This is a genomic window from Bacillus sp. EU52, assembly GCF_037964975.1.
Classification (GTDB): Bacteria; Bacillota; Bacilli; order Bacillales; family Bacillaceae; genus Bacillus; species Bacillus subtilis.
The window spans coordinates 1641246-1663943 of record NZ_CP150177.1 but is presented as its reverse complement, the minus strand read 5'-3'; the positions used below and the strand labels follow the sequence as shown (position 1 = coordinate 1663943).

The window sequence follows — 22698 nt, the reverse complement described above, 5'->3', positions numbered from 1 at the left end:
TTGAATCACACCCTCTCTTTTTTCACACAGCTTGTGATGGATGCTGCGATATCTTCCACATGTTTAATCTCATGAATGAGACCCGCTTTAACAGCAGCTTTTGGCATCCCGTATACGACACAAGATTCTTCAGACTCCGCAATGGCTTTCACATTGCCGGCTGTTAGCATGTCCTTTAGCCCAGCAGTGCCGTCACTGCCCATTCCGGTCATGATAACCGCTACTTTTTCATAATCTGTCAGTTTCCCGACAGAACGGAATAAATAATCAGCAGATGGTTTATGACGGCTTGGTGTGTCATGGTTATCAAGCACAATCTGAAGTCCTTCGCTGTTTTTAATAACGGATATGTTTTTTCCGCCCGGTGCTATGTAAACACAGCCGTTAAGAGCTGCTTCACCATCTTTTGCTTCTTTTACCTGAATGTCAGATAAATGATTCAGCCGATCAGCCAAAGAAGCAGTAAACCCTTCAGGCATGTGCTGAACGACAACCACTGGTGCGTTCAAATCCTTAGGGAGCTTCGGTATCACCTTTTGTAACGCCCGTGGACCGCCTGTTGATGTGCCGATACACACAATTTGTCTGCCCGTGCCAGGTTTCGGTTTGCTTAATTCAGGCTTAACGACAGCACGCACAATAGGTTCGGGCCGAACTGTCTGGGAAACAGGACGTATCCGCTTGCCGGAAAGTCCTGCCGCGACGACACGCTCAACTAATTGTTCTTTAATTTTGTATAAATCCAGAGATATTGAGCCTGATGGCTTTGTGATAAAATCAAAGGCACCGATCTCCAAACAATTAATTGTGCATTCTTTACCTTTCTCGGTCTGGCTCGACACCATAATGACCGGCAAGTTATAAATCTCAATAATTTTGCGGAGCGTATCTGTCCCATTCATGACCGGCATTTCAACATCAAGAGTAATAACATCCGGTTTTAATAATTCAATCTTCTTAAGCGCTTCTTCTCCGTTTCTCGCAGTTCCGATTACTTCTATCTGCTTTTCCTCGGTCAGAAAATCACTTATCATTTTTCTCATAAAAGCTGAATCATCAACTACAAGCACACGAATCAAATTAAGCCCTCCTCATTAAAAAAGAAGATAATTTCTCAATAAATGTCTGTTTGTCTTCTTTGTGTCTCGTTTCTTCTCTTTCAAACAAGGCGTCCGCTAAAATACGGACTGACCGGCTGGCTTTTGCCTGAGGGCTTTTTATGAAAAAAGGAACCTGCTCGACAACCGCTTTGCTCACGATCACATCGTCAGAAACGGAGCCGGCAAACTGAACCTGAACATCTAAAAACATATGAATTGTACGGGAGAGGCGGGCAAAAGCGTCAAGCCCTTCCTTTTGGTCACGGCACCGATTGACAGCCACCTTCATTGAAAGCTTATTTTCTGTCAAAACCAAGTGCTTGACAGCGCTGTATGCGTCCATAATGGCCGTCGGCTCGGGAGTTGTTATAATCAAAATATCTTCTGCTGATAAAATAAAAGGCAGTTGATCTTTTGATAAGCCCGCTCCCATATCAAACAGCACATAATCGAACTGGCTTAATGCATGAGAAAGTTCATTGGCAAAAAACGTCCATTTTCTCTGATCGAGCTGAAACATCACATCAAGACCGGTTCCCCCTGATATATACCGCAAACCCTTTGGGCCAATGGATAATGACTGGAGCAAAGGCTTACGATCGGTTAAAACATCAATTATCGTGGCAGACGATGAATTTCCCATTAATATATCAATGTTTCCCATCCCGATATCAAGGTCGATGAGCAGCACCTTCTTACCTTTATCCTGCAGCGCAAGTGCCATATTTAAGGTAATATTGGATTTTCCGACACCGCCCTTGCCGCTAATGACAGCAAGTGTCTTCGCTTTTTGTGAATAAACCATTGGCAGAACGCGCTCACGTTTTTCCATTTTCGCCCGTAAAGTTGCTGCTTGGTCATATCTGTTCATCTGCACAGCATCCTCACAAAACCAAGTGGAGATACAGTCTGTATATCCTCAGGCACATTCTGTCCGTTTGTCATAAACCCGACACCTATTTTTGATTCTGCCAGTATATTAAATACAGAACCTAAGGAAGTCGTTTCATCTATTTTCGTAAAAATATACTGATTGACAGGGACGGATGAAAACCGTTTGACAATATGCTTCATATCTTCATATTTTGCAGTCGCGGATAAAACAAGAAATGACTGAATGCTACTCTCAAAAGGAATCGTTTCTTTCAGTTCATCAATGTATTGCGGGTCCTTGAAGTTTCTTCCAGCTGTATCAACAAACACATGATCATACTCAGAAAATAGCTCCTTCGCCTGCTGAAATTCTTCTTTTGTATAGCAAACTTCCAGAGGAGCCTGCAGCAGTTCAGCGTATGTTTTCAACTGTTCAACAGCTGCAATACGATACGTATCTGTTGTAATAAAAGCGATTTTTTTATGTTTTTCAAGCATAGATATGGCTGCGAGTTTAGCCAGTGTAGTTGTTTTACCAGCCCCTGTTGAACCAAAGAGAACGATATATTTTGAATGAATTGGCTCCTGCCACTTGTCTGCTGAGGGCAGCATATCGCATAGTATTTCCTGAAGTTTGCCGACAACATTTTCTTCAGTCAAGCCGCCTGCTTCAACAGAGAAGCGAAGCAATTTTTTCAGAGTGTTCGTTTTCGTAGACTCTTTGATCCCTGTTTCGTGCAAAAGCTTTTCTGCTTTTCGCAGCGGCTCAGGAAGTACAGATTGATATGCTGAAAAATCACCTAGCTCCTGTTGCGCCGGAATTTGAGGGGGATATGTTCTCTCCTCTATTTTCGGACTGCTGACCGGAGTTTTTAATGTTTGTTTCGGTTCAGCTGCCTTCTGAGGCGTTTTTTTCTCAAGAAAGTCCTGATCCAATACGGCGATTACTTCAACAGCAGGCTTGTTGACGAGGCCAAACCATTTTCGCTTTTTAATTTTTTTCGAATTTAATATGACCGCTTCATTACCTAACTCTTTTCTGATGAGAAGTGCCGCTTCTTGCATTGAAGCAGCAGTAAATTTTTTTATTTTCATTAAATATCCACCACTCCAATGCTTTGTACCTCAACATTCGCCTCAAGTTCGTTATAAGAGAGTACCGGAAGATCAGGGAAGTACCGTTCCAGAAGCTGCTTCACATACATTCTGACAGGCGGCGAACAAAGAAGAATCGCGGTTTCCTGACGTAATGAGAGCTGTTCAGCTTCTTTAGCGACAGAGCGCACTATACTTTCTGAAATATCTGGTTCAAGTGATAAATAGTTCCCGTGTTCCGTCTGCTGCACACCGTCTGCTATTGCTTTTTCTACACGGCCGGAACAAGTAACAACCTTCAACACTTCATTTTCTTTGGCAAACTGGGCTGTAATTTGTTTAGCAAGCGCTTGTCTTGTATACTCTGTCAAGAGATCAGAATCTGTTGTTAATTTCCCATAGTCAGCAAGTGTTTCAAAAATCGTTACTAAGTTTCGAATTGAAACTTTTTCTTTTAAAAGCTTAGCAAGCACTTTCTGAATATCACCGACAGACAATGGATTCGGCGTAACCTCTTCAACCAGGACTGGATACGATTCTTTCAAGTGATCGATCAGCTGTTTTGTCTCCTGCCTTCCGATCAATTCGTGGGCATGCTGCTTAATTTTCTCCGTAATATGCGTTGAAACGACTGATGCAGGATCAACTACTGTATAACCAAGCATGTCGGCTTCATCCTTTACCGCTTCGCTAATCCATTTAGCCGGCAGTCCGAATGAAGGCTCCACTGTTTCAATCCCTTCAATGAGATCGTCCTCAGGAGTAGGCGACATCGCTAAATAATGATCAAGCAACAGCTCGCCTTTTGCTACTTCGTTTCCTTTAATTTTCAATCGGTATTCATTAGGCTGCAACGCTATATTATCTCTGATTCGCACGACAGGAATGACAAGCCCGAGTTCCAAAGCCAACTGACGGCGTATCATAACAATTCGGTCTAATAAATCACCGCCTTGATTGGCATCAGCAAGCGGTATCAGGCCATATCCAAACTCAAATTCTATCGGATCTATATGCAGAAGCTGAACAACACTTTCAGGGCTTTTAAGCTCGTCCACCTCAGCCTCTTCCTCAAGAATCTCATCCACTTCTTCTTTTTCCTTACCTGATTTAGATAGTGTATATGCGCCAAAAGCAAGCAATCCCGCAAGCGGCCCCGTCAGAAGGATGCCGATCGGAGTGAAAATACCTAAAAGCATGATCGTAGCTGCTGCGACGTATAAAAGCTTTGGATACGCAAACAGCTGGCCTGTAATGTCATGCCCTAAGTTTCCTTCAGAGGCAGCTCTTGTGACCACAATACCCGTAGCCGTAGAAATTAACAGTGCCGGGATTTGCGAAACAATTCCATCCCCTACAGTCAGCATCGTAAAGTGTGAAGCAGCCTCTTGAATGGACATGCCCTGCTGAAGCATCCCGATCACGATTCCGAAAATAATATTGATCATCACAATGATGATTCCGGCAATGGCGTCACCTTTTACAAATTTACTGGCACCGTCCATTGCTCCATAAAAGTCTGCTTCTCTTGCCACTTTTTCGCGGCGATGCTTCGCTTCCTGTTCGGTAATCATCCCTGCGTTTAAATCAGCATCAATACTCATCTGCTTCCCAGGCATTGCGTCCAGCGTAAACCTTGCTGCAACCTCGGAAACACGTTCAGCACCTTTTGTAATGACGATAAACTGAATAATAATAAGGATGATAAATACAACGAGTCCAACTAATACATTTCCGCCGACAACGAAATTTCCGAAAGTCTCGACGACTTTACCTCCTTCACCGTGTGAAAGAATTGAACGGGTAGTTGAGACGTTCAAGCCCAAACGAAATAGGGTCAAAAGCAGCAACAGTGACGGAAAAATCGAAAACTGAAGCGCTTCCTGCATATTCATTGTGGTGAGAAGCACGATCAACGCAAGAGAAATATTAATAATGATCAAAATACTTAACAGCCATGGAGGAAATGGAATCACCAGCATCGCCACAATGAGGACAACACTTATTAAAACGGATAAATCTCTTGTTGACATGCTGTTTTTTCTCTCCTTTTAAATCGAAAAATTCAATATACTTTTTGTTTTGTTTTATATACGTAAGCCAGAATTTCTGCTAAAACTTTAAAAAATTCTTCCGGCACTGCCTGGTCAATTTCCACTTGATCATATAACGCACGGGCAAGCGGTCTGTTTTCTACCATCATGACATCATGCTCTTTAGCAATTTTCCTGATTTTTAACGCAAGGTGGTCGACGCCTTTTGCAACAATATAAGGTGCGTCCATTTTTTCTTCATCATATTTCAAAGCAATCGCATAGTGAGTCGGGTTTGTGATAATGACATCTGCTTTTGGAACTTCCTGCATCATCCGCCTCATCGCCATTTCCCGCTGTCTTTGTTTAATTTTAGACTTGATAATCGGGTCCCCTTCAGATTTTTTGTACTCATCTTTTATATCTTGTTTTGACATTTTGATATTTTTCTCATAGTCAAACCTCTGATATAAATAGTCGAGACCCGCAAGAATCAACAATGCACCTGCACCGCTCAGTCCCATCCACAAAGTGAGTTTTGAAACAAAAGAAAGTGCCTCTTCGGGTGTCAGGAGAGGAAGCCGGAGAATTTCTCCATAATGCAGCCAAAGCACAGCAAAAGCCGCAAAACCAACGACTACGATTTTCAAAATTGATTTAATCAGCTCCACAATCGCCCTCATACTGTATATTCGTTTAAAGCCTTTGATCGGATCCAGTTTTTCAAGCTTAGGCTGTATCACTTCAGCAGAAAATAAGAACCCAACCTGCATATAGTTGCTTACGACTCCTGCAACAAGAGCAACAAGCAAGATCGGTGCGAGTATCATGCCCATATCCTTTAATAAGCTGACAAACAATGTATGCACATTTGATTCTGAGAGCTTCATTGTGAGCGATTCGGTATAAAATGTTTCTATGAATGACAGCAGCCTGTCTCTCATATACGGACCAATTGCAATAAGCGAAAGGAATATTACCAGTAAAGAAACGGCAGTATTGACATCCGAGCTTTTGGCTACCTGCCCCTTTTTTCGCGTATCCTTCCGTTTTTTCGGAGTGGCTTTTTCTGTCTTCTCTCCCGCAAAAAACTGCAGGTCAACTCTAAGCTTCATTAAGAAACACCGACCAATGCTAAAAGATTCCGCATCGTTTCAATCGTTAAGCTGAAAACATTCCGGACAACGACGAAGATAACGGACATACATACAATGAGCATGATGAAACTGACAGCGACCTTTAAAGGCAGACCGACCACAAATACATTTAACTGCGGAACAGTTCGAGCCACGATACCTAATGCTAAATCAACTAGAAACAAGCTGGCCACAACCGGCGCTGACATTTGAAAAGCGATAATAAACATTGCATTAAAGCTTTTCGCAATAAAATAGGCAAACTTTTCATCGCCGAAATTCGGAAATGCCTGATCAACTGAAATATACTGAAAGCTGTAGTAAATACCATCCAGCAACAAATGGTGGGCATTGACACTCAGCATAAACAAAAGTGCCATCGTATAGATAAACTGGCCAATCAACGGACTTTGTGCACCGGTTTGCGGATCAATAACGTTTGCTATTGAAAATCCCATTTGAAAATCAATAAACGAGCCGGCAATCTGCACTGCGGCAATCATCATATAAGCAATTAAACCCAGACATAGGCCGACCAAAGCTTCTTTAAACGCCAAAAGCATATAGTGCTCATCTATCTCCAAAGAGGGCGGTTTATCAATGGTGCTGAAACAAATGACCGCAAGAAAAAAAGCAAAACCTATGCGATGAACAGCTGGCACATTTCGATGTCCAAATAGCGGAATCGTTACAAAAAAAGCAGAGATTCTAATAAAAACCAATAAAAAAGCAGGAAATAAGTCAATAATTGAATTCATCTCTACATTACCCTGCAAAACGATTTAAATTAGAAAACAGCTCTGTTGTAAATGAAAGAATCGTCGACAGCATCCACGGACCAAAAAAAATGAGAGCCAGGAGAACCGCCACGATTTTCGGAATAAACGCCAAAGTCTGTTCCTGGATTTGAGTTGTCGCCTGAAATATGCTGACAATTAAACCGACCAGTAAAGCAATAGCCAATAATGGCCCGCTGATCATCAGCGTTACGTATACGGCTTTTTCCGCCATAGAAATTACAAATTCTGAACTCACGTTTAGCACCTACCCTAAAAGCTCTGAAGCAAAGATTTCACAATTAAATACCAGCCGTCTACCAAAACAAAAAGTAATATTTTAAAGGGCAGAGAAATCATAACTGGAGGCAGCATCATCATTCCCATTGACATCAAGACGCTCGCCACTACCATATCTATAATTAAAAAAGGGATAAAAATCATAAAACCTATTTGAAATGCTGTTTTAAGCTCCGATATGGCAAAAGCCGGAACCATTGTTGTTAACGGAATATCCTTTAATGATTCAGGTTTATCCATTTTCGCGTAATTCATAAACAGCGCCAGATCCTTCTGCCTCGTGTGTTTACTCATAAATTCTTTTATCGGTTCCTCAGCTTTCGTATACGCTTCATCCAAGCTGATTTTGTTGTCCATTAATGGGGTCAGCGCTTCTTTATTAATTTCTGAAAAAGTGGGAGCCATAATAAAAAATGTTAAAAACAGCGCAAGCCCGATTAGAACCTGGTTTGGGGGCATAGATTGCGTCGCAAGTGAAGTTCTGACAAATGACAGAACAATGACGATGCGAGTAAAACAAGTCATAAGAATCAATATTCCAGGCGCCACTGAAAATACAGTTAACAATAATAGTAATTTAACAGTTGAACTTACGTTTTCCGGATCGCTTGAACTGAAAATATTTATAAACTCATTCATGATGACGTGGGCCTTTCTTCTTTCCTTCAGAACGGTTTTGTTTTAACTCTTCAAGTTGCTCTTTTAATGCTTTTGAAAATGAAGGCAGTTTTTGCTGCGGCTGATGTTCAGAACTCTTAAGCGGCTTCACAAACTTTTGCCACTCTATTTTGCTTGACATTGCCTCTTCATGCTGACTGAGAATGACTTCAATCTCTTTTTCATCCTCAATTTCTTTCAGCAACTGGATCGTCTCTCCTACTCCGACGACGAGCACACTTTTCCCGACCTTGATCAATTGTATGGATCTGTTCTGGCCGACCGATGTGCCGCCAATATTTTCAACATATTGAAAAGGCTTTAGGAGCCGATTTCTTTTGTTCATGAGCTTAACCAGCCCGTAAATCAGCACGATAACAAACAGTAAAGCGAAAATCATCTTTACAAAATCAAAAGCTGAGACAGAAGGAGCAGCCGCTCCCTCCGTCTCATCAGCAGTTTTTGTTGTTTTCTCTTTCTTTTGCTCTGATTGATCTGCAGTTTTTTCATCTTTCTTTTGAAACCATTCGTTTACAGTTGAATTATCAGAGTCTGCCGCGGCAGCAGCAATCGGATGTACACTGAATAAAACGAAAAAACAAATAAAAACGATAAAATATTGACTCTTTTTCAACAGTCGTACACCCTTTAACTTAATGTTTTGTTGATTGCTTCAAGCACCCGGTCAGCTTGGAAAGGTTTCACAATGAAATCCTTAGCGCCAGCCTGAATGGCATCAATAACCATTGATTGCTGTCCCATAGCAGAACACATGATGATTCTTGCCTGCGCATCAATTTGTTTAATTTCTTTTAATGCTGTAATACCATCCATTTCTGGCATCGTGATATCCATAGTAACAAGGTCAGGTGAATGCTCTTTATATTTCTCTACCGCTTGTGCTCCATTTTCAGCTTCCGCCACAACTTCAAAACCATTTTTAACCAAAATATCTTTAATCATCATTCGCATAAATGCTGCGTCATCTACAATTAAAATTCTATGTGCCATAATCTATCTCTCTCCTTGTGTTTCGTTATTTTAAATTATTAATGCGCTCTGCCTGGCTTAAAATGTCAGTGACTCTCACTCCGAAGTTTTCTTCAATGACAACGACCTCGCCTTTGGCAACGATACGCTGATTAACTAAAATATCTACAGGCTCACCGGCTAATTTATCAAGCTCGATAATACTTCCGGCAGAAAGCTCTAAAATCTCTTTTACGCTTCTCTTCGTTCTGCCAAGCTCAACAGTAATCGAAAGCGGGATATCCAAAAGCATATCCAGATTATGAATAGGGGCTTGTACAGCTTCGTTTGGATCAAACGCTGAAAATTCCACCGGTGAAACCTGAACTGGCGCTGCTTTTTTTGCTGTTCCCTGCCTTTTTGGCGGCTGCTGCTGTTGCTTCGGTTCAATACGCGGCTCTGGCGTCACAGGCTCTTTCGGCTGTTCGTATGTAACTTCAGGCTGCACCGTTTCTTCTTCCTCTGCACTTTCTGAGTTCATAAGGCTTGAAATTAAATCTTTCGCAAATGTCAATGGGTAAAGCTGCATAATGCTGGAGTCTATTAATTCTCCCACCTTTAAGTTGAAAGAAACTTTCACCAACATTTCATCATCAGGTATACGGTCTGTACCCTTTTCTTCAGTAACATCCAGCAATTCAACCCGAGGAGGTGAAATATCAATTTTTTTACTGAATACAGTAGACATTGATGTAGCAGCCGATCCCATCATTTGGTTCATTGCTTCTTGAACAGCACTTAAATGGATTTCACCCAGTGAAGGGTCCGCACCTTTTCCGTCTCCCCCGATCATTAAGTCAGCAATGATCGCCGCGTCACTTTGTTCCACGACTAACAGGTTGCTTCCGCTGAAGCCCTCCGTATAATTCACTTCAATCGCTACATACGGTTCAGGAAACGCATCGCTGATTTTACTTCTTGGAATGACCGTTACGCTTGGAGTCGTAATATCGACCTTTTGATTTAAAAGCGTTGACAGTGCTGTCGCAGAACTGCCGAATGAAATATTACCGATTTCACCGATCGCATCACGCTCCATTTCCGATAAGTCATCTACTTCCGGAACCTCTGGCTCATCAAGCGTGCTGCCAGTACCGTTAAGAAGCGCGTCAATCTCATCTTGAGATAATCTATTATTCTCCATCTTGTTCACCTCTTATGTCGTGATCTAAAATTTGCACTGCCTGTTTTCGATTCACCCGGCCGGCTTGTCCTAAAAATTTCGGCTTATCTCCGACCAATACAGTAAGAGGATCCGTGACTGATTTGTCCAAAGTTATGCAGTCTCCGACTTCTAAACTTAAAAACTCTTCTATCGTCAGTTCAGATGTGCCGAGCTCGGCCACGACAGGTATTTGTGCTGTCATAATACGTTTTTCAAGCGACTTTGTTTCCTCAGGCTTTGGCTCATTTCGGTCTGATTGCATCCAATAGTGGACTGAAAGCTTCGGTATGAGCGGCTCGAGTACGATATGCGGGATACAGAGATTAATGACACCGCTGATTTCACCAATTTGAGTATTGAGCGAGATCACCACGACTGTTTCATTAGGAGATACCATCTGAACAAATTGCGGATTCACTTCAAACTCAGTCATTTCCGGTTCAATATCAGCAATTGACTGCCAAGCTTCTTTATAATTACCCAGTGCATTTTCAAATAAATTAGAAATGATTTTTGTTTCAATTTCTGTCAAACTGTCAACCTTGTTATGACTGATTCCAATCCCGCCCATGACTCGATCCATCATCGTATAAGCTATCGTGGGGTTGACCTCCATCATAATTCTTCCTTCCATCGGATGAACATCAAATAGATTTAGAATCGTCATGTTTGGAATCGATCTGATAAATTCCTCATACGGAACCTGATCAACAGAACTGACAGATATGTGAATATAGGTTCTGAGCTGAGCAGAAAAATGAGTGGTAAGAAGTCTTGCAAAATTGTCATGAATTCTCGTTAAACTGCGGATCTGATCCTTAGAAAACCGCAGCGCACGTTTGAAATCATAAACCTTGACTTTCTTCTCTTTTTCTTCTTTTTTCAGCTCTTCAGCGTCCATTTCACCTGTTGATATTGCAGAAAGCAGTGCATCTATTTCATTTTGGGAGAGAACTTCTCCTGACATTTTCCTCACCTCCGTATTCTGTCAAATTATGCTTTATTGCAGATTAAAGGAGGTAATATACACTTTTTCTACTTTTCCTTCTTGGAGGTAGCTATTTATTTTATCTTTTAGTTCCTTCTTAAAGGTTTCTTTTCCCTTGTCTCCCTCAATCTGATCAGCATTCGTATCAGCCAGCAGTGATATAACAGCGTCTTTCACTTGGAAATCACGTTTCTCAAGTTCTTCTTTTGATTTATCAGAATCAGTTTCAAGTTTAATAGCAAGACGGATAATGTTATCAGACTTTAAATTTGTTGTGATCTCTTCTACATCAACAGAAGACGCAACGATTTCATCAATACTTTTTTTCGCTTCACTTTTTTCGGACTTTCCGCCTAAAACAAAATAAGCCGCCGCCCCGAGAGCACCAATTACGATAAGAATAATTAGTAATATGATCATTAACTTTTTCTTCATTCCGGTTCCTCTATTCCTTGATCCATTGCAAATATTTTTATTTTTCGGTAGAAAGCTGCGATCTTTTCCAGAACAGCTTCTTCATCTTCTTTTACTACAAACTTCTTACCATTTGACAGAGTAATTGTAGTATCCGGAAAACATTCAATCTGTTCAATAAATAGCGCATTCAGTGTAAAGGGCTGCCCGTTCAAACGGGTTACTTTAATCATAAAACAGCGGAGAAGCGATTACTCGCCTCCCCTCCCTCCTTAACGTTTAAGGTTAACCAGTTCTTGAAGGATTTCATCAGATGTTGTAATAATTTTTGAGTTTGATTGGAATCCGCGCTGGGCTACGATCATTTCAGTAAATTCGTCAGTTAAATCGACGTTAGACATTTCGAGAAATCCTACTTTAAGGGAACCTGTTCCGCCATCACCGGGCTGGTTCGCTGCACTGGCCGTACCAGAGTTTAAAGATTCACGGTATAAGTTGCTTCCGATTTTATCTAAGCCGTCACTGTTGGCAAAAGTCACAATCCCGATTTGTCCGCCGTCTTGTGATTGACCACCGGCATCAACGATCGATACCTTACCATCAGAACCGATAGTGAAGCTTTGTGCATCAGTAGGAATTTTAATTGTTCCGCCATTCATATTTAGTACATGGTAGCCATCACCTGTAACCAATGTTCCGGTGTTATCTAAATAGAAGTTTCCAGCTCTTGTATAAGCTGTTCCGGCGCCTGTATCAATTCGAAAATAGCCATCGCCATCGATTGCTAAATCAAGTGTTCTTCCTGTGCTTTGTGTCGCGCTTGTTGAATGAATTGTATCAATTGTGCCAGATGATGAACCTAAACCGATTTGCTTAGAGTTTGTTCCGCCGATTGTTGCACCAGCAGCAGAACCGCCGGCAATGGTTTGACTCACCATATCTTTAAAGGTAACCCGACTCTTTTTGAATCCCACTGTATTTACGTTGGCAATGTTATTGCCGATAACATCAAGCTTTGTTTGAAAGTTTTTCATACCGCTGATTCCAGAATAAAGTGAACGTAACATAATATATTCCCCCAGATGTTTTTATTTAGATGATTGTCCCACAGACATGACATTCGCAGGACTGATCTCGGTCCCATCATCAAGAACGAGATAATAATTTCCTTTAAAATGTTTAACAGAGCTTACTGTGCCTGTTTTATCTGTTGCACTTTTACCATCAGTCCAAGATACTTCTTTTCCCATCCAATCAACATACGTTGTAAACGGATCTTGGTTTTCAACGAATTGAGTCATTGTCGTATTCAGATTCATCATTTGCTCCAAGCTTGAAAAAGTCGCCATCTGGCTGATAAATTCTTTATCGTCAACCGGGTTAAGCGGATCTTGGTTTTGAACTTGAGTCATTAATATTTTTAAAAACTCGTCTTTCCCCAAGCTGCTGTTGTTCGTCGACACAGTGTTCGTTTTTTCAGGCAGTTTATATTCTGAACTTATAGAAGTCATTCTTCTTCCTCCATTTCAACCATCGACACTTCATCGAGCAGATCGCCAAAATCATTTGATTGCTTTTTCTGTCTTTGCTGTCTCTGCCCCTCTTGCTGCTGTTTCTGTTCATCAGCAAGCTGGCCGTATATCGGCTGATCCCCGCTTTGGACCGGAAGAGTAAAACGGTCAATTTGGACGGCCATATTCGGCAATGATTGCTTCAGCTGAGGAAGATGCTGTTCAAGCAATTCTTTTGCTGATTGGCTAGATGCTATGATTTTACTCTGAAACATTCCATTTTCATTTGTCAGCTTGATTGTGACAAAACCTAAATGTTCAGGGTTCAGCCGAATAGTGAAACTTCCCGTCGATCTGCCGAAAGGCGTATATTTCATCTGCTTCCACGCATTAATCACTTGATCAGCCACCGTTTTTGTTTCGGCATTTGGTATATCAGATGACATCTGCTGCAGATCAAGTGTTTGAACCCCTCCTATGCCCCGATACCCCGAAAACAGCATTTGGAGTCCTGATTTACTATCTACAGGCTGAATACTTCCAGAAACATCCGATGCATTTTTGCTGGATGAACTCTGCGAGAGCGGTGTGAGAACACGCTTCCCAAAGTCTTGTGATGATTCGGATGATTTCGATAACAAGAAGGCTTTCAGCTGGCTTTCAGCTAAACTCCATTCTTTGGTCCCTTTTTGAGGAAGCATAGACATTTGATCCATTAAGCTTTGAAAACTTTTCAGCTCTGACGCTGTCATCGAGTAAAGTTTTGAACTTGACTCAGCTTTAGTGAATATTTGCTGTTTAAGATCCTGAATTAGTTGTTGAGATACACCCTTCTTTTCTAATGCAGAAAGGAATTGATCTCCATTTTGGTAAATGGCATGAGCTTCATTGCCATTCCCGCGATCAGTCAGCTTATTCCCTTCTACGAGCTGGCTAATGAACATCTGGATATAGATAAGCTCTTTAGCAGGCTCGGATACTTCATTTTCCTGATTTGATTGCTCTTTATCAGACTTCAGTGCTCCATTAATGTCAGAAGCAGAATCATTGGCACTCAGAGCCGTTTTAGCTTCTGAAAAGATTTTCTCCGTTTCTGTGAGCAATTGATCCGTCCCGCCTGACATTTTTGATTCAACTGCTTGCAAAAGATTTTGCAACATTTGCAGAGCATTCGCATCCAATTGCTTCCCTGTCAGTTTGCTTAATGTTTGCAAAAGATCCGCATTTTGTTTGTCTTGATCTTCAGGACTTGCATTTAGCCATTCACCGATCTTTTTAAGCGCATCTGCTAAAAGCTGATCTTCAGAATTAGGAGTTCCCTTTCCTTGTTCTGAAAGTTCCTTCAATCCAGCCTCAGACATAAGCCAGTTTTGAAAAACTCCCTGGCTACTTTTCATGTTTTTAGCGGCAGAACCCGTTGTGGTTTGCAGCAAAGGTCCGGCTAATTCAAGCAGCTTCACCTTTCATTCCCCCTATTCTTGGCTGGCAGCAATTTTTTCTGTATAGGTTGCTGCTTGCTCAGGAGTCATTTTCGCCAATATGTCAGCAAGCTGCTTTTTGCTTAGGCCATTCAATATTTTCAGTGCTTCTTGCTCCTTTAATTGGGCAATAATTTTAGCAGCCTTTCCGCTGTCCATACTTTTGTACACACTGATCACTTTGTCATTTTCAGAAGAAGCTTTCGAGTCTGCTGATCCTTCAGTATGATCTTCTGATGACTTTTTTTGATCCTCAGCCGTCTTTTCAAGTGAACGGATCTTTTGATTGAGCCTATCGATTTCTGATTTACTTGTTTCTAGATCTTTATTCAATATACTGATTTCACTTTTTTGATCCTTAATGGTCTTTTCCAGAGCTGCCGTATTACTGCTATCCTTACTTGATGCTGCGCCTTTTTTATTTTCGGTTTCAGGGACCAATTCTTTAAGAACCGGCGTTTTTGCCGCAGCATCCTGTATCGGCTTTAAGACATTGATACCAGCAGCCCAAAGAACAATCCCCCCTGCGATTAATAGAAACATCAGCGGGAGGATAATGATAAGCAAAACCGAACGGAACTTACCTGATTCTTTCTTTTTGCCGGACATTACATTCGCTCCTAATGGCCTTGAATCATAAACTGCTTAATCGAAATATCGTCCATTTCTTTCATTTCTGCAGCTTTATCTTCAAGAGCAAACATTTTAAACTGTTTTTCACGCATTTTTTCAAACTTTTTCACTTCAATGTTTTTCTCTGTCAAAATTTCTTGTTTTTGATTCATTTGATTTCTTTTCATAATGACAAGCTTTTGATAGTGATAGATCGTATTATCAAGATTTGAGACAAATTGTTGGTAGTGCCTCATTTCTTGTACACTCATGCCGCTTTTTAATTTCTTTTCCTTATTTTGTTCCAGCAATTCCTTTTTGCTCATATTCTCATATAATTTTTCAGCAACGTTTTCAAATTCAGAAACTGATTGCTGATATTCGGATAAGGATTGGTCTTTTTCATTTTCTTTTAGTTCCAGCAGCTTTTGGAATCTAAATTGATAAGCCACGTTTATTCCTCATTTCCTGTCAAACTAGTTAATGCAGCAATGCTTTCTTCCAATAAAGCCGGTTCGTCTGTTCCCTGCTTTAAAAATTGAATAAGCTGCGGATAAAATTGTATCGCTTCATCAATTTCTCTGGATGATCCTCTTTTGTAAGCTCCGATATTAATGAGATCTTCCGAATTTTGATATGTCGATAAAAGTTCACGGAATTTATTTGCCGCATCCAGATGCTGTTTTGTTGAAATGTTTGACATCACCCTGCTGATGCTTTTTAGTACGTTAACTGCAGGAAACTGGCCTTTATTGGCAAGCGCCCTGTCCAACACAATATGTCCGTCTAAAATTCCGCGTACGGTATCGGCAATCGGCTCATTCATGTCATCCCCATCTACCAACACTGTATAAAATGCCGTAATGGTTCCATGCTCGTTTGCACCTGTTCGTTCTAGTAAACGAGGTAAAATAGCGAACACTGAAGGTGTATAACCTTTTGTCGTCGGAGGCTCTCCTGCAGCCAGTCCAATCTCTCGCTGCGCCATTGCCACCCTTGTAACAGAATCCATCATAAACATGACGTTTTGGCCTTTATCTCGGAAATACTCGGCAATTGCAGTCGCTGTATATGCCGCTTTCAATCTCATTAATGCTGGCTGGTCTGAGGTGGCAACGACTACAATCGATCGTTTCAGCCCCTCTTTCCCCAGATCTTTTTCAATAAACTCCCGAACCTCTCGTCCGCGTTCTCCGACAAGTGCAATGACGTTTAAGTCAGCCTCTGTCTGCTTGGCGATCATCCCCATTAAGGTGCTTTTTCCGACACCGCTTCCTGCAAAAATTCCAATCCGCTGGCCTTTACCGACTGTCAGCAAGCTGTCAATTGATCTGACTCCAACACCCATCTTTTCACGGATAGGCGGCCGTTTCATCGGGTTGGGCGGTGATTGCTCCGTTGATACAGGCGAAAGCCCTTTAGGCAGAAGTTTTCCGTCAAGCGGTTCTCCAAAAGCATCGATGACTTGTCCGATCAGTCCGGTCCCAACTTTAACCCGAAGTGATTCCCCAGTAGCTTCTACAATGCTGCCAGGTGCAATGCTCGCAGCCTCTAAATAAGGCATAAGCAAAATATTTTCTTCCTGGAAGCCGACTACCTCAGCTTTAATGACTTTCCCAGATTGTCCTTTTGCATAAATCAGGCACACGTCGCCAATTGAGCTTGCTGGCCCTTTTGATTCAATCATCAGGCCGATTACCCGCTTGACTTTTCCGTACCGTTTATACGAGTCTGTCATTTCTATACAATCTATCAGACTCTGTGTCTTCATTCAGCTGCACCTGCTTCCAGCGCTGTCAGAAGTTTATCTTTCAATTGCATCAATTGTGTGTCAACACTCGCATCTACCCTGCCAAAAGGAGTTTCAATATAACAGGTTCCTTTTTGAGCTTTTTCATCAGCATATATGCCAAGCCGGCATTCTTTATAAAGAAGCTGCTGGATTTCATCTTTTTGCTGAAAGATTGTCTCATAGTAATATGGATCAACATAAATTGATATATCGTCATATTCCTTCACTTCGTTTATAACCTGTTGTACAAGCAGGAGGAAAGCCTCTTTATCATCAGACTTTTGCTGCCAAACTTTTTTTGCTAGGGCAACGGCAAGCTCAACGATTTCTTCATTAGCGTCTTCAAGCTTGTCCTCAACAGCTTTTCTGGACATTTCAGTTATACTGTTTGCTTGGCCGATTAGTTCTGCATACTGTTTCATTGCCTCAGCTTTGCCCAGCGCTACTCCTTGTTCAAAGCCCTCGGCTTTTACTTCTTCAATAAGCTTCTGTTTTTCAGCCGCCCAATCGTTTTTCTCCTGTTCAATTTGACGGCGAATATTTTCTATATGACTGTTTGCCTGCTCAGAAATCCGATCAGCTTCCTCTTTCACTCGGGCCATAAGCGCCTCCGGGTTCTCTTCAGCCTGCAAAAGGTGAGAATGATCAATACGCACCTCTTGTATAGAAAGTTTTCTTTTTTCCTTTTGTGGAGAAATAGATGATTCTTGTTTAATGATATTAGACAATAATATCATCCCCTCCGCCTCTTGCTATCACAATTTCACCGGCTTCTTCAAGCTTTCTGACGATGCTTACAATTCTCGATTGAGCTTCTTCTACATCTTTCAAGCGTACAGGGCCCATAAATTCCATTTCTTCTTTGAAGGTTTCAACCATACGCTGTGACATATTGTTGAATACAATTTCTTTGACTTCCTCGCTTGCAACCTTTAATGAAAGGAGCAAATCGTCGTTCTCAACATCGCGAATGACTCTCTGAATGGCACGGTTATCAAGTGTGACAATATCTTCGAAGACAAACATCCGCTTTTTAATCTCTTCAGCAAGATCGGGATCCTGAATTTCCAATGAATCCAAGATCGTCTTCTCTGTCCCTCTGTCTACCCCGTTTAACACTTCCACAACAGCTTCAATTCCGCCTGTTTGTGTATAATCCTGAGTAAATGCAGAAGATAATTTTTGTTCCAGAATCCGTTCTACCTCATTAATTATTTCTGGAGACGTTCTATCCATGACCGCGATTCTTCTCGCAACCTCAGCCTGTACTTCAGGATTCAGCTCGGATAAAATTTGCCCGGCCTGCACTGGATCTAAATAAGACAAGATTAACGCCATCGTCTGCGGATGCTCTTGCTGGATAAAATTCAAAATTTGTTCAGGCTCCGCTTTTCTGGCAAAATCAAATGGTTTAACCTGCAAAGAAGAAGTCAGCCTGTTTAGAATGTTCTCCGCCTTATCCTCTCCAAGCGCCTTTTCCAGAACTTGTCTTGCATAGCTTAAACCGCCTTGAGAAATATAATCTTGCGCAATGGCTATATTATGAAATTCTTCTATGATTTCATCCTTTTTTTGATGATCGACGCTTCGAACACCTGATATTTCCAGAGTAAGCCTTTCAATTTCTTCATCGGTTAAGTGCTTATAGACAGAAGCTGACACATCTAACCCCAAGGAAATCATGAGAATGGCTGCTTTTTGTTTTCCTGTAAGCTTATCTTGATCACGTCTCGCCATTTCTAATTCCTCCTAATCCTCGGCCAGCCAGCTTCTCAGCAGTTTTGCAAAATCTTCCGGCTTGTCTTTCGCCATCTTTTCAAGCTGTTTTCGTCTGACTGATTCCGCTGTTTCATTTTCCTCTTCATTGATATCAGGCAAATTGATTGGTTCTTGAGGAACCTCATACTCATATTCCTCAAATTCATCCTCTTGCGCCCGTTTCTTTCTGATAAGCATAATGATCAGAATAATGATCGCTGCGATTAAAACACCGCCTACAATATATGCCCACAGCGGGATACCTGAGGATTCTTCCGTATTTGTATCCAAATTGACTTTTCCGTCGAATGGCTGAACGGAAACAACAATCTTATTATTGATATCAGCATCAGATAAATTCTGATTTTGCGTTTCATCTTTATCCAAAGATGTTCTGACTACAGTTGAAAGGATTTTTTGTATATCATCCTGTCTTTCAGTTGATAGCGACGCTGTGTTTTTGGCATCAGGCGGCTCTACCATTACTTGAATCCCTAAATCTCTGACCTTATAAGGACTTTCAGCGATTTCTTTATGAATTCGGTTAACCTCGTAATTGATTTTGTTGCTGTTTTTTTCGTAGTTCCCGCTTTCGGTATTTTCACCGTCAGCCTTATAATTTGTAACATCTTCCTCGCCGGTTCCGGCAGTTCCGCCGTTGGCTGCACCGTCGCCCTGATATGTTTCAGATACCTTTTCAGCGCTGACTGCAATGCCTTCCATGTTTTCTTTATCCACAGGTTCGACAATGTCTTCTGTCCGATTTTCTTTTGTGAAATCAATGTCTGCTGTAACGGAGACAACGACTTTATCTTGGCCCATCATCGTACCCAGCAGTGACTGTACATGTTTTTGAATGTCTTTTTCAACTTGAGACTTAATTCCTTGCTGAGAAGAATAACTATCCGCGTAGGACCCTGCATCGCTGTCTGATTTGTCGTAGTATGTAGAATTTTGGTCCATGATGACGATGTTATCTTCTTTTAGGTTTGGCACGCTTTTAGATACCAGATGATATAATCCGTTGATTTGGCTTTGATCAAGTGTATAACCCGGTTGAATCTGCAAAACGATTGATGCAGATGCTGCAGATTGCTCTTCACCGACAAACACAGCGTCTTTCGGGAGATTAATCATTACTTTTGAATTTTTAATACCGTCCATTTCATTGATCAAGTTTGACAGTTCTGTCTGTGTAGCTTTCACTTTCACCATATCAAACTCATTGTCTGTCAAACCAAAGCCGGCATTCTGTCCAAAAAACGAATAATCAATTGATCCCGTTTTAGGAAGTCCTTCTGCAGCCATCTGCACTTTCAAAGAATCAACCTGATCCTCCGGAACACTAATCACTGTACCGCCATTCGAAAGTTCGTTTGGCACTTTTTTTGCATCCAATTCTTCTTTGATTTGTCCTGCTTCTTCGGCAGACAAATCTTTGTACAGCGGCGCCATTTTAGAATTTGAAGCAAAAACACTAATAATAATTCCAATAATAATAATTGCCGCTAAAGCACTAACCATTAAAATCTTTTGTAATTTAGATCTATTTTTCCAAAACTCACTCGTTTTGTTTTTCATTTGCATTAGAGTACGATTCATGTTAACCCCCGGTCATTCCACTCTTTCTCTAAATCGTCAGACCCCCTACATTTGCATTCTCATAATCTCCTGATAAGCTTCCACAGCTTTATTGCGGAACTCTGTTGCTGCAGTTAGAGAGATGCTGGCTTTTTGAGCAGCGATCATGACCTCATCAAGATTTACATCTTTTCCTGCAGCCAAGGCATTAGTCATGTTGTCAGAAGCTACTTGGGACTCATTTAACGAACTAATAGAGTTTTTTAAAAGCTCCGAAAAGCTTGTTTGATTTGAAGAATCTGTTTTTTGGCTATTGTTTACTTGATTTGTTGCATTTTGAGTGTTTTGAGTATTTTGAACCTGAAAAGGAGAAATTGCATTAATCACATTCATTCACCTACTTTCCGATTTCTAACGCCTTCATCAGCATTCCCTTTGTGGCATTCATCGCCGTGACATTCGCCTCGTATGATCTGGTGCTGCTGACAAGATCAACCATTTCCTTTAATGGATCAACATTAGGCTTTTGTACATATCCTTCAGCGTTTGCATCAGGGTCTGTCGGATCATAGACAAGATTAAAATCTGAATCATCCTCCGTAATTTTTGAAACCTTCACACCGTTTCCAGCATTCCCGCTTCCGCTCATTTGAGAATTGAGAATAGAAGAGAACGATTCACCTTTTGACTGAAGGGAAACCATTTTTCTTCTGTAAGGCACCCACTCTCCATTCACCTGCTTAGCTCTTGTCGTATCCATATTTGCTAAGTTAGATGATACAACGTCCATTCTGACTCGCTGAGCTGTTAAAGCCGATGCTGAAACATTTAAGCTATGAAAAGCTGTCATCATTTTCCTCCTGTTAATACGGTCTTCAGCGAATTAAATTTACCGTTCATTCTTTCAACCAAAGCTTGATAGTTGATTTGATTTTGCGCCAATTCTGTCATCTCTTTGTCAACATCAACATTGTTTCCGTTTTGCTGATACGATGTATCTCCGCTCGCAACAATTGAATAATTCGAATCAGTATCAGAAAAATCAACATGACGATAGTCTGTTTTTATCGCTTCAAGACGCGAGGATTCTTGATCTAATAAATTTTGGAAAGAGACTTTTTTTGCCTTATAGTTCGGTGTATCTATATTGGCGATATTATTAGTTATGACTTTTTGCTTAATATCCGCTCTACTCAAGGCATTTTCAAGATTTTGTATCGTTCCAGAAAATAAGCTCAAATCCACTTACCTCCATTTCAGTTTTTTTCACCCTCAATATCCTTGTCGAGAATTGTAAAACTATATGCTTATTGTAAGAAATAACAGGCATAAAGTCTATGAAGTTCGTGTAAAAAAATGTCCTCACAATTATCTATTTTGCAACTAGGTATAAAGTCCTAGATTGTTAGAACTACATTTCTCGCCTTGATATAAGCCTGAAAATAGCAGAATTTCTGTTTTTTCTCCTTTCTTTTCGGCATTTTTGAAACTTTTTGAAGAAAAATGCAAAATTTATTAAAATTATTACATAGAAAGACTTTCAACCCAGGAAATAAAGCTTATTGATTTCCTTTATTTGAAATAAAAAAAGAACCCTCAAAAAGGGTTCTTTTTGTGATTAATGAGATTTTAGATTTTCTAATTCAATTAGGAATTTGTTGTTTAGTACCTTGATATAAGTACCTTTCATTCCTAATGATCTAGACTCGATAACACCGGCGCTCTCCAGCTTTCTGAGTGCGTTCACAATAACAGAACGGGTAATGCCGACACGGTCAGCAATTTTACTTGCAACAAGAAGACCTTCGTTTCCGTCAAGCTCCTCAAAAATGTGCTCAATTGCTTCAAGTTCACTGTAAGAAAGCGAGCTGATAGCCATTTGTACGACAGCTTTGCTTCTTGCTTCCTCTTCAATTTCTTCTGCTTTTTCTCTTAGGATTTCCATTCCGACAACTGTTGCGCCGTATTCAGCTAGAATTAAGTCATCGTCATTGAATTGATCTTGTAAACGTGAAAGAATAAGTGTTCCTAATCTTTCCCCGCCTCCGATGATCGGCACAATTGTTGTTAAACCAGCTTGAAACAGGTCTCTGTTCTCAACAGGGAAAGCAGTATATTCACTATTAATATCCAAGTTAGAAGATGTTTCAGGGACATTAAACAGATTTTTCGTATATTCTTCAGGGAATTGACGATCCTCAAGCATTTTTTTCATACGATCATTTTCAATTTGCTGGTTAATAGAATACCCAAGGAGTTTCCCTCTGCGGCTTACAACGAAAATATTGGAATCAATTACATCCCGCAGCGTCTCCGCCATTTCCTTGAAGTTTACCGGTTTCCCTGCCGCAGCTTGCAGCATGGAGTTAATAATTCTTGTTTTTTGTAATAAAGCCATGA

Annotated in this window: 27 protein-coding genes; all 27 read right to left on the bottom strand. The window is 40.9% G+C overall.

Annotation, left to right across the window (positions count from 1 at the left end; all coding sequences use genetic code 11):
- Positions 1-5: 5 nt before the first annotated feature.
- The gene (gene cheB / locus NSU05_RS08685) at positions 6-1079 is read right to left on the bottom strand and encodes a protein-glutamate O-methylesterase CheB (RefSeq protein ID WP_038428963.1); all 1074 of its coding nucleotides are present in this window, start codon (positions 1077-1079) and stop codon (positions 6-8) included.
- Position 1080: 1 nt separating this feature from the next.
- A complete protein-coding gene (flhG, locus tag NSU05_RS08680) occupies positions 1081-1977 on the bottom strand; it encodes a flagellum location/number ATPase FlhG (protein WP_082098077.1) in 897 nt (298 codons plus the stop codon).
- Positions 1968-3068, bottom strand: coding sequence for a flagellar biosynthesis protein FlhF (flhF, locus tag NSU05_RS08675; RefSeq protein WP_038428960.1), 1101 nt, complete (start codon positions 3066-3068; stop codon positions 1968-1970). Before flhF ends, flhG begins: the two co-directional genes overlap by 10 nt.
- The gene (flhA, locus tag NSU05_RS08670; protein ID WP_003231947.1) at positions 3068-5101 is read right to left on the bottom strand and encodes a flagellar biosynthesis protein FlhA; all 2034 of its coding nucleotides are present in this window, start codon (positions 5099-5101) and stop codon (positions 3068-3070) included. The genes flhF and flhA overlap by 1 nt, the downstream gene beginning before the upstream one ends.
- A 32-nt stretch (positions 5102-5133) precedes the next feature.
- Complete coding sequence (gene flhB, locus NSU05_RS08665; protein ID WP_003231949.1) at positions 5134-6216, bottom strand: flagellar biosynthesis protein FlhB; 1083 nt, start codon at positions 6214-6216, stop codon at positions 5134-5136.
- On the bottom strand, positions 6216-6995 hold the full coding sequence (fliR, locus tag NSU05_RS08660) for a flagellar biosynthetic protein FliR (RefSeq protein ID WP_038428958.1): 780 nt from the start codon (positions 6993-6995) through the stop codon (positions 6216-6218). Before fliR ends, flhB begins: the two co-directional genes overlap by 1 nt.
- A 7-nt stretch (positions 6996-7002) precedes the next feature.
- Entirely contained in the window at positions 7003-7272 is a 270-nt protein-coding gene (gene fliQ, locus NSU05_RS08655; RefSeq protein WP_003220888.1) for a flagellar biosynthesis protein FliQ, read from the bottom strand.
- 14 nt (positions 7273-7286) lie between these two features.
- On the bottom strand, positions 7287-7952 hold the full coding sequence (fliP, locus tag NSU05_RS08650) for a flagellar type III secretion system pore protein FliP (RefSeq protein WP_003245692.1): 666 nt from the start codon (positions 7950-7952) through the stop codon (positions 7287-7289).
- Positions 7945-8604 (bottom strand): flagella biosynthesis regulatory protein FliZ, encoded by a 660-nt coding sequence (gene fliZ / locus NSU05_RS08645; protein WP_003231958.1) that lies wholly within the window; start codon positions 8602-8604, stop codon positions 7945-7947. Before fliZ ends, fliP begins: the two co-directional genes overlap by 8 nt.
- 14 nt (positions 8605-8618) lie before the next feature.
- The gene (gene cheY / locus NSU05_RS08640) at positions 8619-8981 is read right to left on the bottom strand and encodes a chemotaxis protein CheY (RefSeq protein WP_014476812.1); all 363 of its coding nucleotides are present in this window, start codon (positions 8979-8981) and stop codon (positions 8619-8621) included.
- A gap of 25 nt (positions 8982-9006) precedes the next feature.
- Positions 9007-10143, bottom strand: a complete 1137-nt coding sequence (gene fliY / locus NSU05_RS08635; protein ID WP_014479788.1) for a flagellar motor switch phosphatase FliY — start codon at positions 10141-10143, stop codon at positions 9007-9009.
- Entirely contained in the window at positions 10133-11131 is a 999-nt protein-coding gene (gene fliM / locus NSU05_RS08630; protein ID WP_003220879.1) for a flagellar motor switch protein FliM, read from the bottom strand. The genes fliY and fliM overlap by 11 nt, the downstream gene beginning before the upstream one ends.
- 33 nt (positions 11132-11164) lie before the next feature.
- Positions 11165-11587: a flagellar basal body-associated protein FliL gene (fliL, locus tag NSU05_RS08625; RefSeq protein WP_003231964.1), complete on the bottom strand. Its 423-nt coding sequence runs from the start codon at positions 11585-11587 to the stop codon at positions 11165-11167.
- On the bottom strand, positions 11584-11799 hold the full coding sequence (swrD, locus tag NSU05_RS08620; protein ID WP_038428957.1) for a swarming motility protein SwrD: 216 nt from the start codon (positions 11797-11799) through the stop codon (positions 11584-11586). The genes fliL and swrD overlap by 4 nt, the downstream gene beginning before the upstream one ends.
- Positions 11800-11838: 39 nt before the next feature.
- Positions 11839-12633, bottom strand: a complete 795-nt coding sequence (gene flgG / locus NSU05_RS08615; RefSeq protein ID WP_014476809.1) for a flagellar basal body rod protein FlgG — start codon at positions 12631-12633, stop codon at positions 11839-11841.
- 21 nt (positions 12634-12654) lie between these two features.
- Complete coding sequence (gene flgD / locus NSU05_RS08610) at positions 12655-13077, bottom strand: flagellar hook assembly protein FlgD (protein WP_014479786.1); 423 nt, start codon at positions 13075-13077, stop codon at positions 12655-12657.
- Complete coding sequence (locus NSU05_RS08605) at positions 13074-14537, bottom strand: flagellar hook-length control protein FliK (protein ID WP_038428955.1); 1464 nt, start codon at positions 14535-14537, stop codon at positions 13074-13076. The genes flgD and NSU05_RS08605 overlap by 4 nt, the downstream gene beginning before the upstream one ends.
- A 12-nt stretch (positions 14538-14549) precedes the next feature.
- A complete protein-coding gene (locus NSU05_RS08600; RefSeq protein ID WP_003231975.1) occupies positions 14550-15164 on the bottom strand; it encodes a MotE family protein in 615 nt (204 codons plus the stop codon).
- An 11-nt stretch (positions 15165-15175) separates the two neighbouring features.
- Complete coding sequence (gene fliJ / locus NSU05_RS08595) at positions 15176-15619, bottom strand: flagellar export protein FliJ (protein ID WP_003231977.1); 444 nt, start codon at positions 15617-15619, stop codon at positions 15176-15178.
- A gap of 2 nt (positions 15620-15621) precedes the next feature.
- Entirely contained in the window at positions 15622-16938 is a 1317-nt protein-coding gene (fliI, locus tag NSU05_RS08590; RefSeq protein ID WP_015715886.1) for a flagellar protein export ATPase FliI, read from the bottom strand.
- Entirely contained in the window at positions 16935-17687 is a 753-nt protein-coding gene (gene fliH, locus NSU05_RS08585) for a flagellar assembly protein FliH (RefSeq protein ID WP_038430009.1), read from the bottom strand. Before fliH ends, fliI begins: the two co-directional genes overlap by 4 nt.
- On the bottom strand, positions 17680-18696 hold the full coding sequence (fliG, locus tag NSU05_RS08580; protein ID WP_003231981.1) for a flagellar motor switch protein FliG: 1017 nt from the start codon (positions 18694-18696) through the stop codon (positions 17680-17682). Before fliG ends, fliH begins: the two co-directional genes overlap by 8 nt.
- A gap of 12 nt (positions 18697-18708) precedes the next feature.
- On the bottom strand, positions 18709-20319 hold the full coding sequence (gene fliF, locus NSU05_RS08575; protein WP_052124600.1) for a flagellar basal-body MS-ring/collar protein FliF: 1611 nt from the start codon (positions 20317-20319) through the stop codon (positions 18709-18711).
- Positions 20320-20364: 45 nt separating this feature from the next.
- Positions 20365-20685: a flagellar hook-basal body complex protein FliE gene (gene fliE / locus NSU05_RS08570; RefSeq protein WP_003238544.1), complete on the bottom strand. Its 321-nt coding sequence runs from the start codon at positions 20683-20685 to the stop codon at positions 20365-20367.
- A 10-nt stretch (positions 20686-20695) separates the two neighbouring features.
- Positions 20696-21148 (bottom strand): flagellar basal body rod protein FlgC, encoded by a 453-nt coding sequence (gene flgC / locus NSU05_RS08565; protein ID WP_003245521.1) that lies wholly within the window; start codon positions 21146-21148, stop codon positions 20696-20698.
- Positions 21148-21537 carry a flagellar basal body rod protein FlgB gene (flgB, locus tag NSU05_RS08560; protein WP_003245656.1) on the bottom strand — a complete coding sequence of 130 codons (390 nt, stop codon included), beginning with the start codon at positions 21535-21537 and terminating at the stop codon, positions 21148-21150. Before flgB ends, flgC begins: the two co-directional genes overlap by 1 nt.
- Before the next feature lie 379 nt (positions 21538-21916).
- The gene (gene codY, locus NSU05_RS08555; protein ID WP_003220850.1) at positions 21917-22696 is read right to left on the bottom strand and encodes a GTP-sensing pleiotropic transcriptional regulator CodY; all 780 of its coding nucleotides are present in this window, start codon (positions 22694-22696) and stop codon (positions 21917-21919) included.
- Between the last annotated feature and the right edge of the window lie 2 nt (positions 22697-22698).

What these genes read in the sequence shown, in the direction of transcription:
- flhF (WP_038428960.1), bottom strand. Translation starts at nt 3,068, where the DNA reads ATGAAAATAAAAAAATTTACTGCTGCTTCAATGCAAGAAGCGGCACTT.
- flhA (WP_003231947.1), bottom strand. Translation starts at nt 5,101, where the DNA reads ATGTCAACAAGAGATTTATCCGTTTTAATAAGTGTTGTCCTCATTGTG.
- flhB (WP_003231949.1), bottom strand. Translation starts at nt 6,216, where the DNA reads ATGAAGCTTAGAGTTGACCTGCAGTTTTTTGCGGGAGAGAAGACAGAA.
- fliR (WP_038428958.1), bottom strand. Translation starts at nt 6,995, where the DNA reads ATGAATTCAATTATTGACTTATTTCCTGCTTTTTTATTGGTTTTTATT.
- fliP (WP_003245692.1), bottom strand. Translation starts at nt 7,952, where the DNA reads ATGAATGAGTTTATAAATATTTTCAGTTCAAGCGATCCGGAAAACGTA.
- cheY (WP_014476812.1), bottom strand. Translation starts at nt 8,981, where the DNA reads ATGGCACATAGAATTTTAATTGTAGATGACGCAGCATTTATGCGAATG.
- fliY (WP_014479788.1), bottom strand. Translation starts at nt 10,143, where the DNA reads ATGGAGAATAATAGATTATCTCAAGATGAGATTGACGCGCTTCTTAAC.
- fliM (WP_003220879.1), bottom strand. Translation starts at nt 11,131, where the DNA reads ATGTCAGGAGAAGTTCTCTCCCAAAATGAAATAGATGCACTGCTTTCT.
- fliL (WP_003231964.1), bottom strand. Translation starts at nt 11,587, where the DNA reads ATGAAGAAAAAGTTAATGATCATATTACTAATTATTCTTATCGTAATT.
- swrD (WP_038428957.1), bottom strand. Translation starts at nt 11,799, where the DNA reads ATGATTAAAGTAACCCGTTTGAACGGGCAGCCCTTTACACTGAATGCG.
- flgG (WP_014476809.1), bottom strand. Translation starts at nt 12,633, where the DNA reads ATGTTACGTTCACTTTATTCTGGAATCAGCGGTATGAAAAACTTTCAA.
- flgD (WP_014479786.1), bottom strand. Translation starts at nt 13,077, where the DNA reads ATGACTTCTATAAGTTCAGAATATAAACTGCCTGAAAAAACGAACACT.
- NSU05_RS08600 (WP_003231975.1), bottom strand. Translation starts at nt 15,164, where the DNA reads ATGTCCGGCAAAAAGAAAGAATCAGGTAAGTTCCGTTCGGTTTTGCTT.
- fliI (WP_015715886.1), bottom strand. Translation starts at nt 16,938, where the DNA reads ATGAAGACACAGAGTCTGATAGATTGTATAGAAATGACAGACTCGTAT.
- fliG (WP_003231981.1), bottom strand. Translation starts at nt 18,696, where the DNA reads ATGGCGAGACGTGATCAAGATAAGCTTACAGGAAAACAAAAAGCAGCC.
- fliF (WP_052124600.1), bottom strand. Translation starts at nt 20,319, where the DNA reads ATGAATCGTACTCTAATGCAAATGAAAAACAAAACGAGTGAGTTTTGG.
- flgC (WP_003245521.1), bottom strand. Translation starts at nt 21,148, where the DNA reads ATGACAGCTTTTCATAGCTTAAATGTTTCAGCATCGGCTTTAACAGCT.
- codY (WP_003220850.1), bottom strand. Translation starts at nt 22,696, where the DNA reads ATGGCTTTATTACAAAAAACAAGAATTATTAACTCCATGCTGCAAGCT.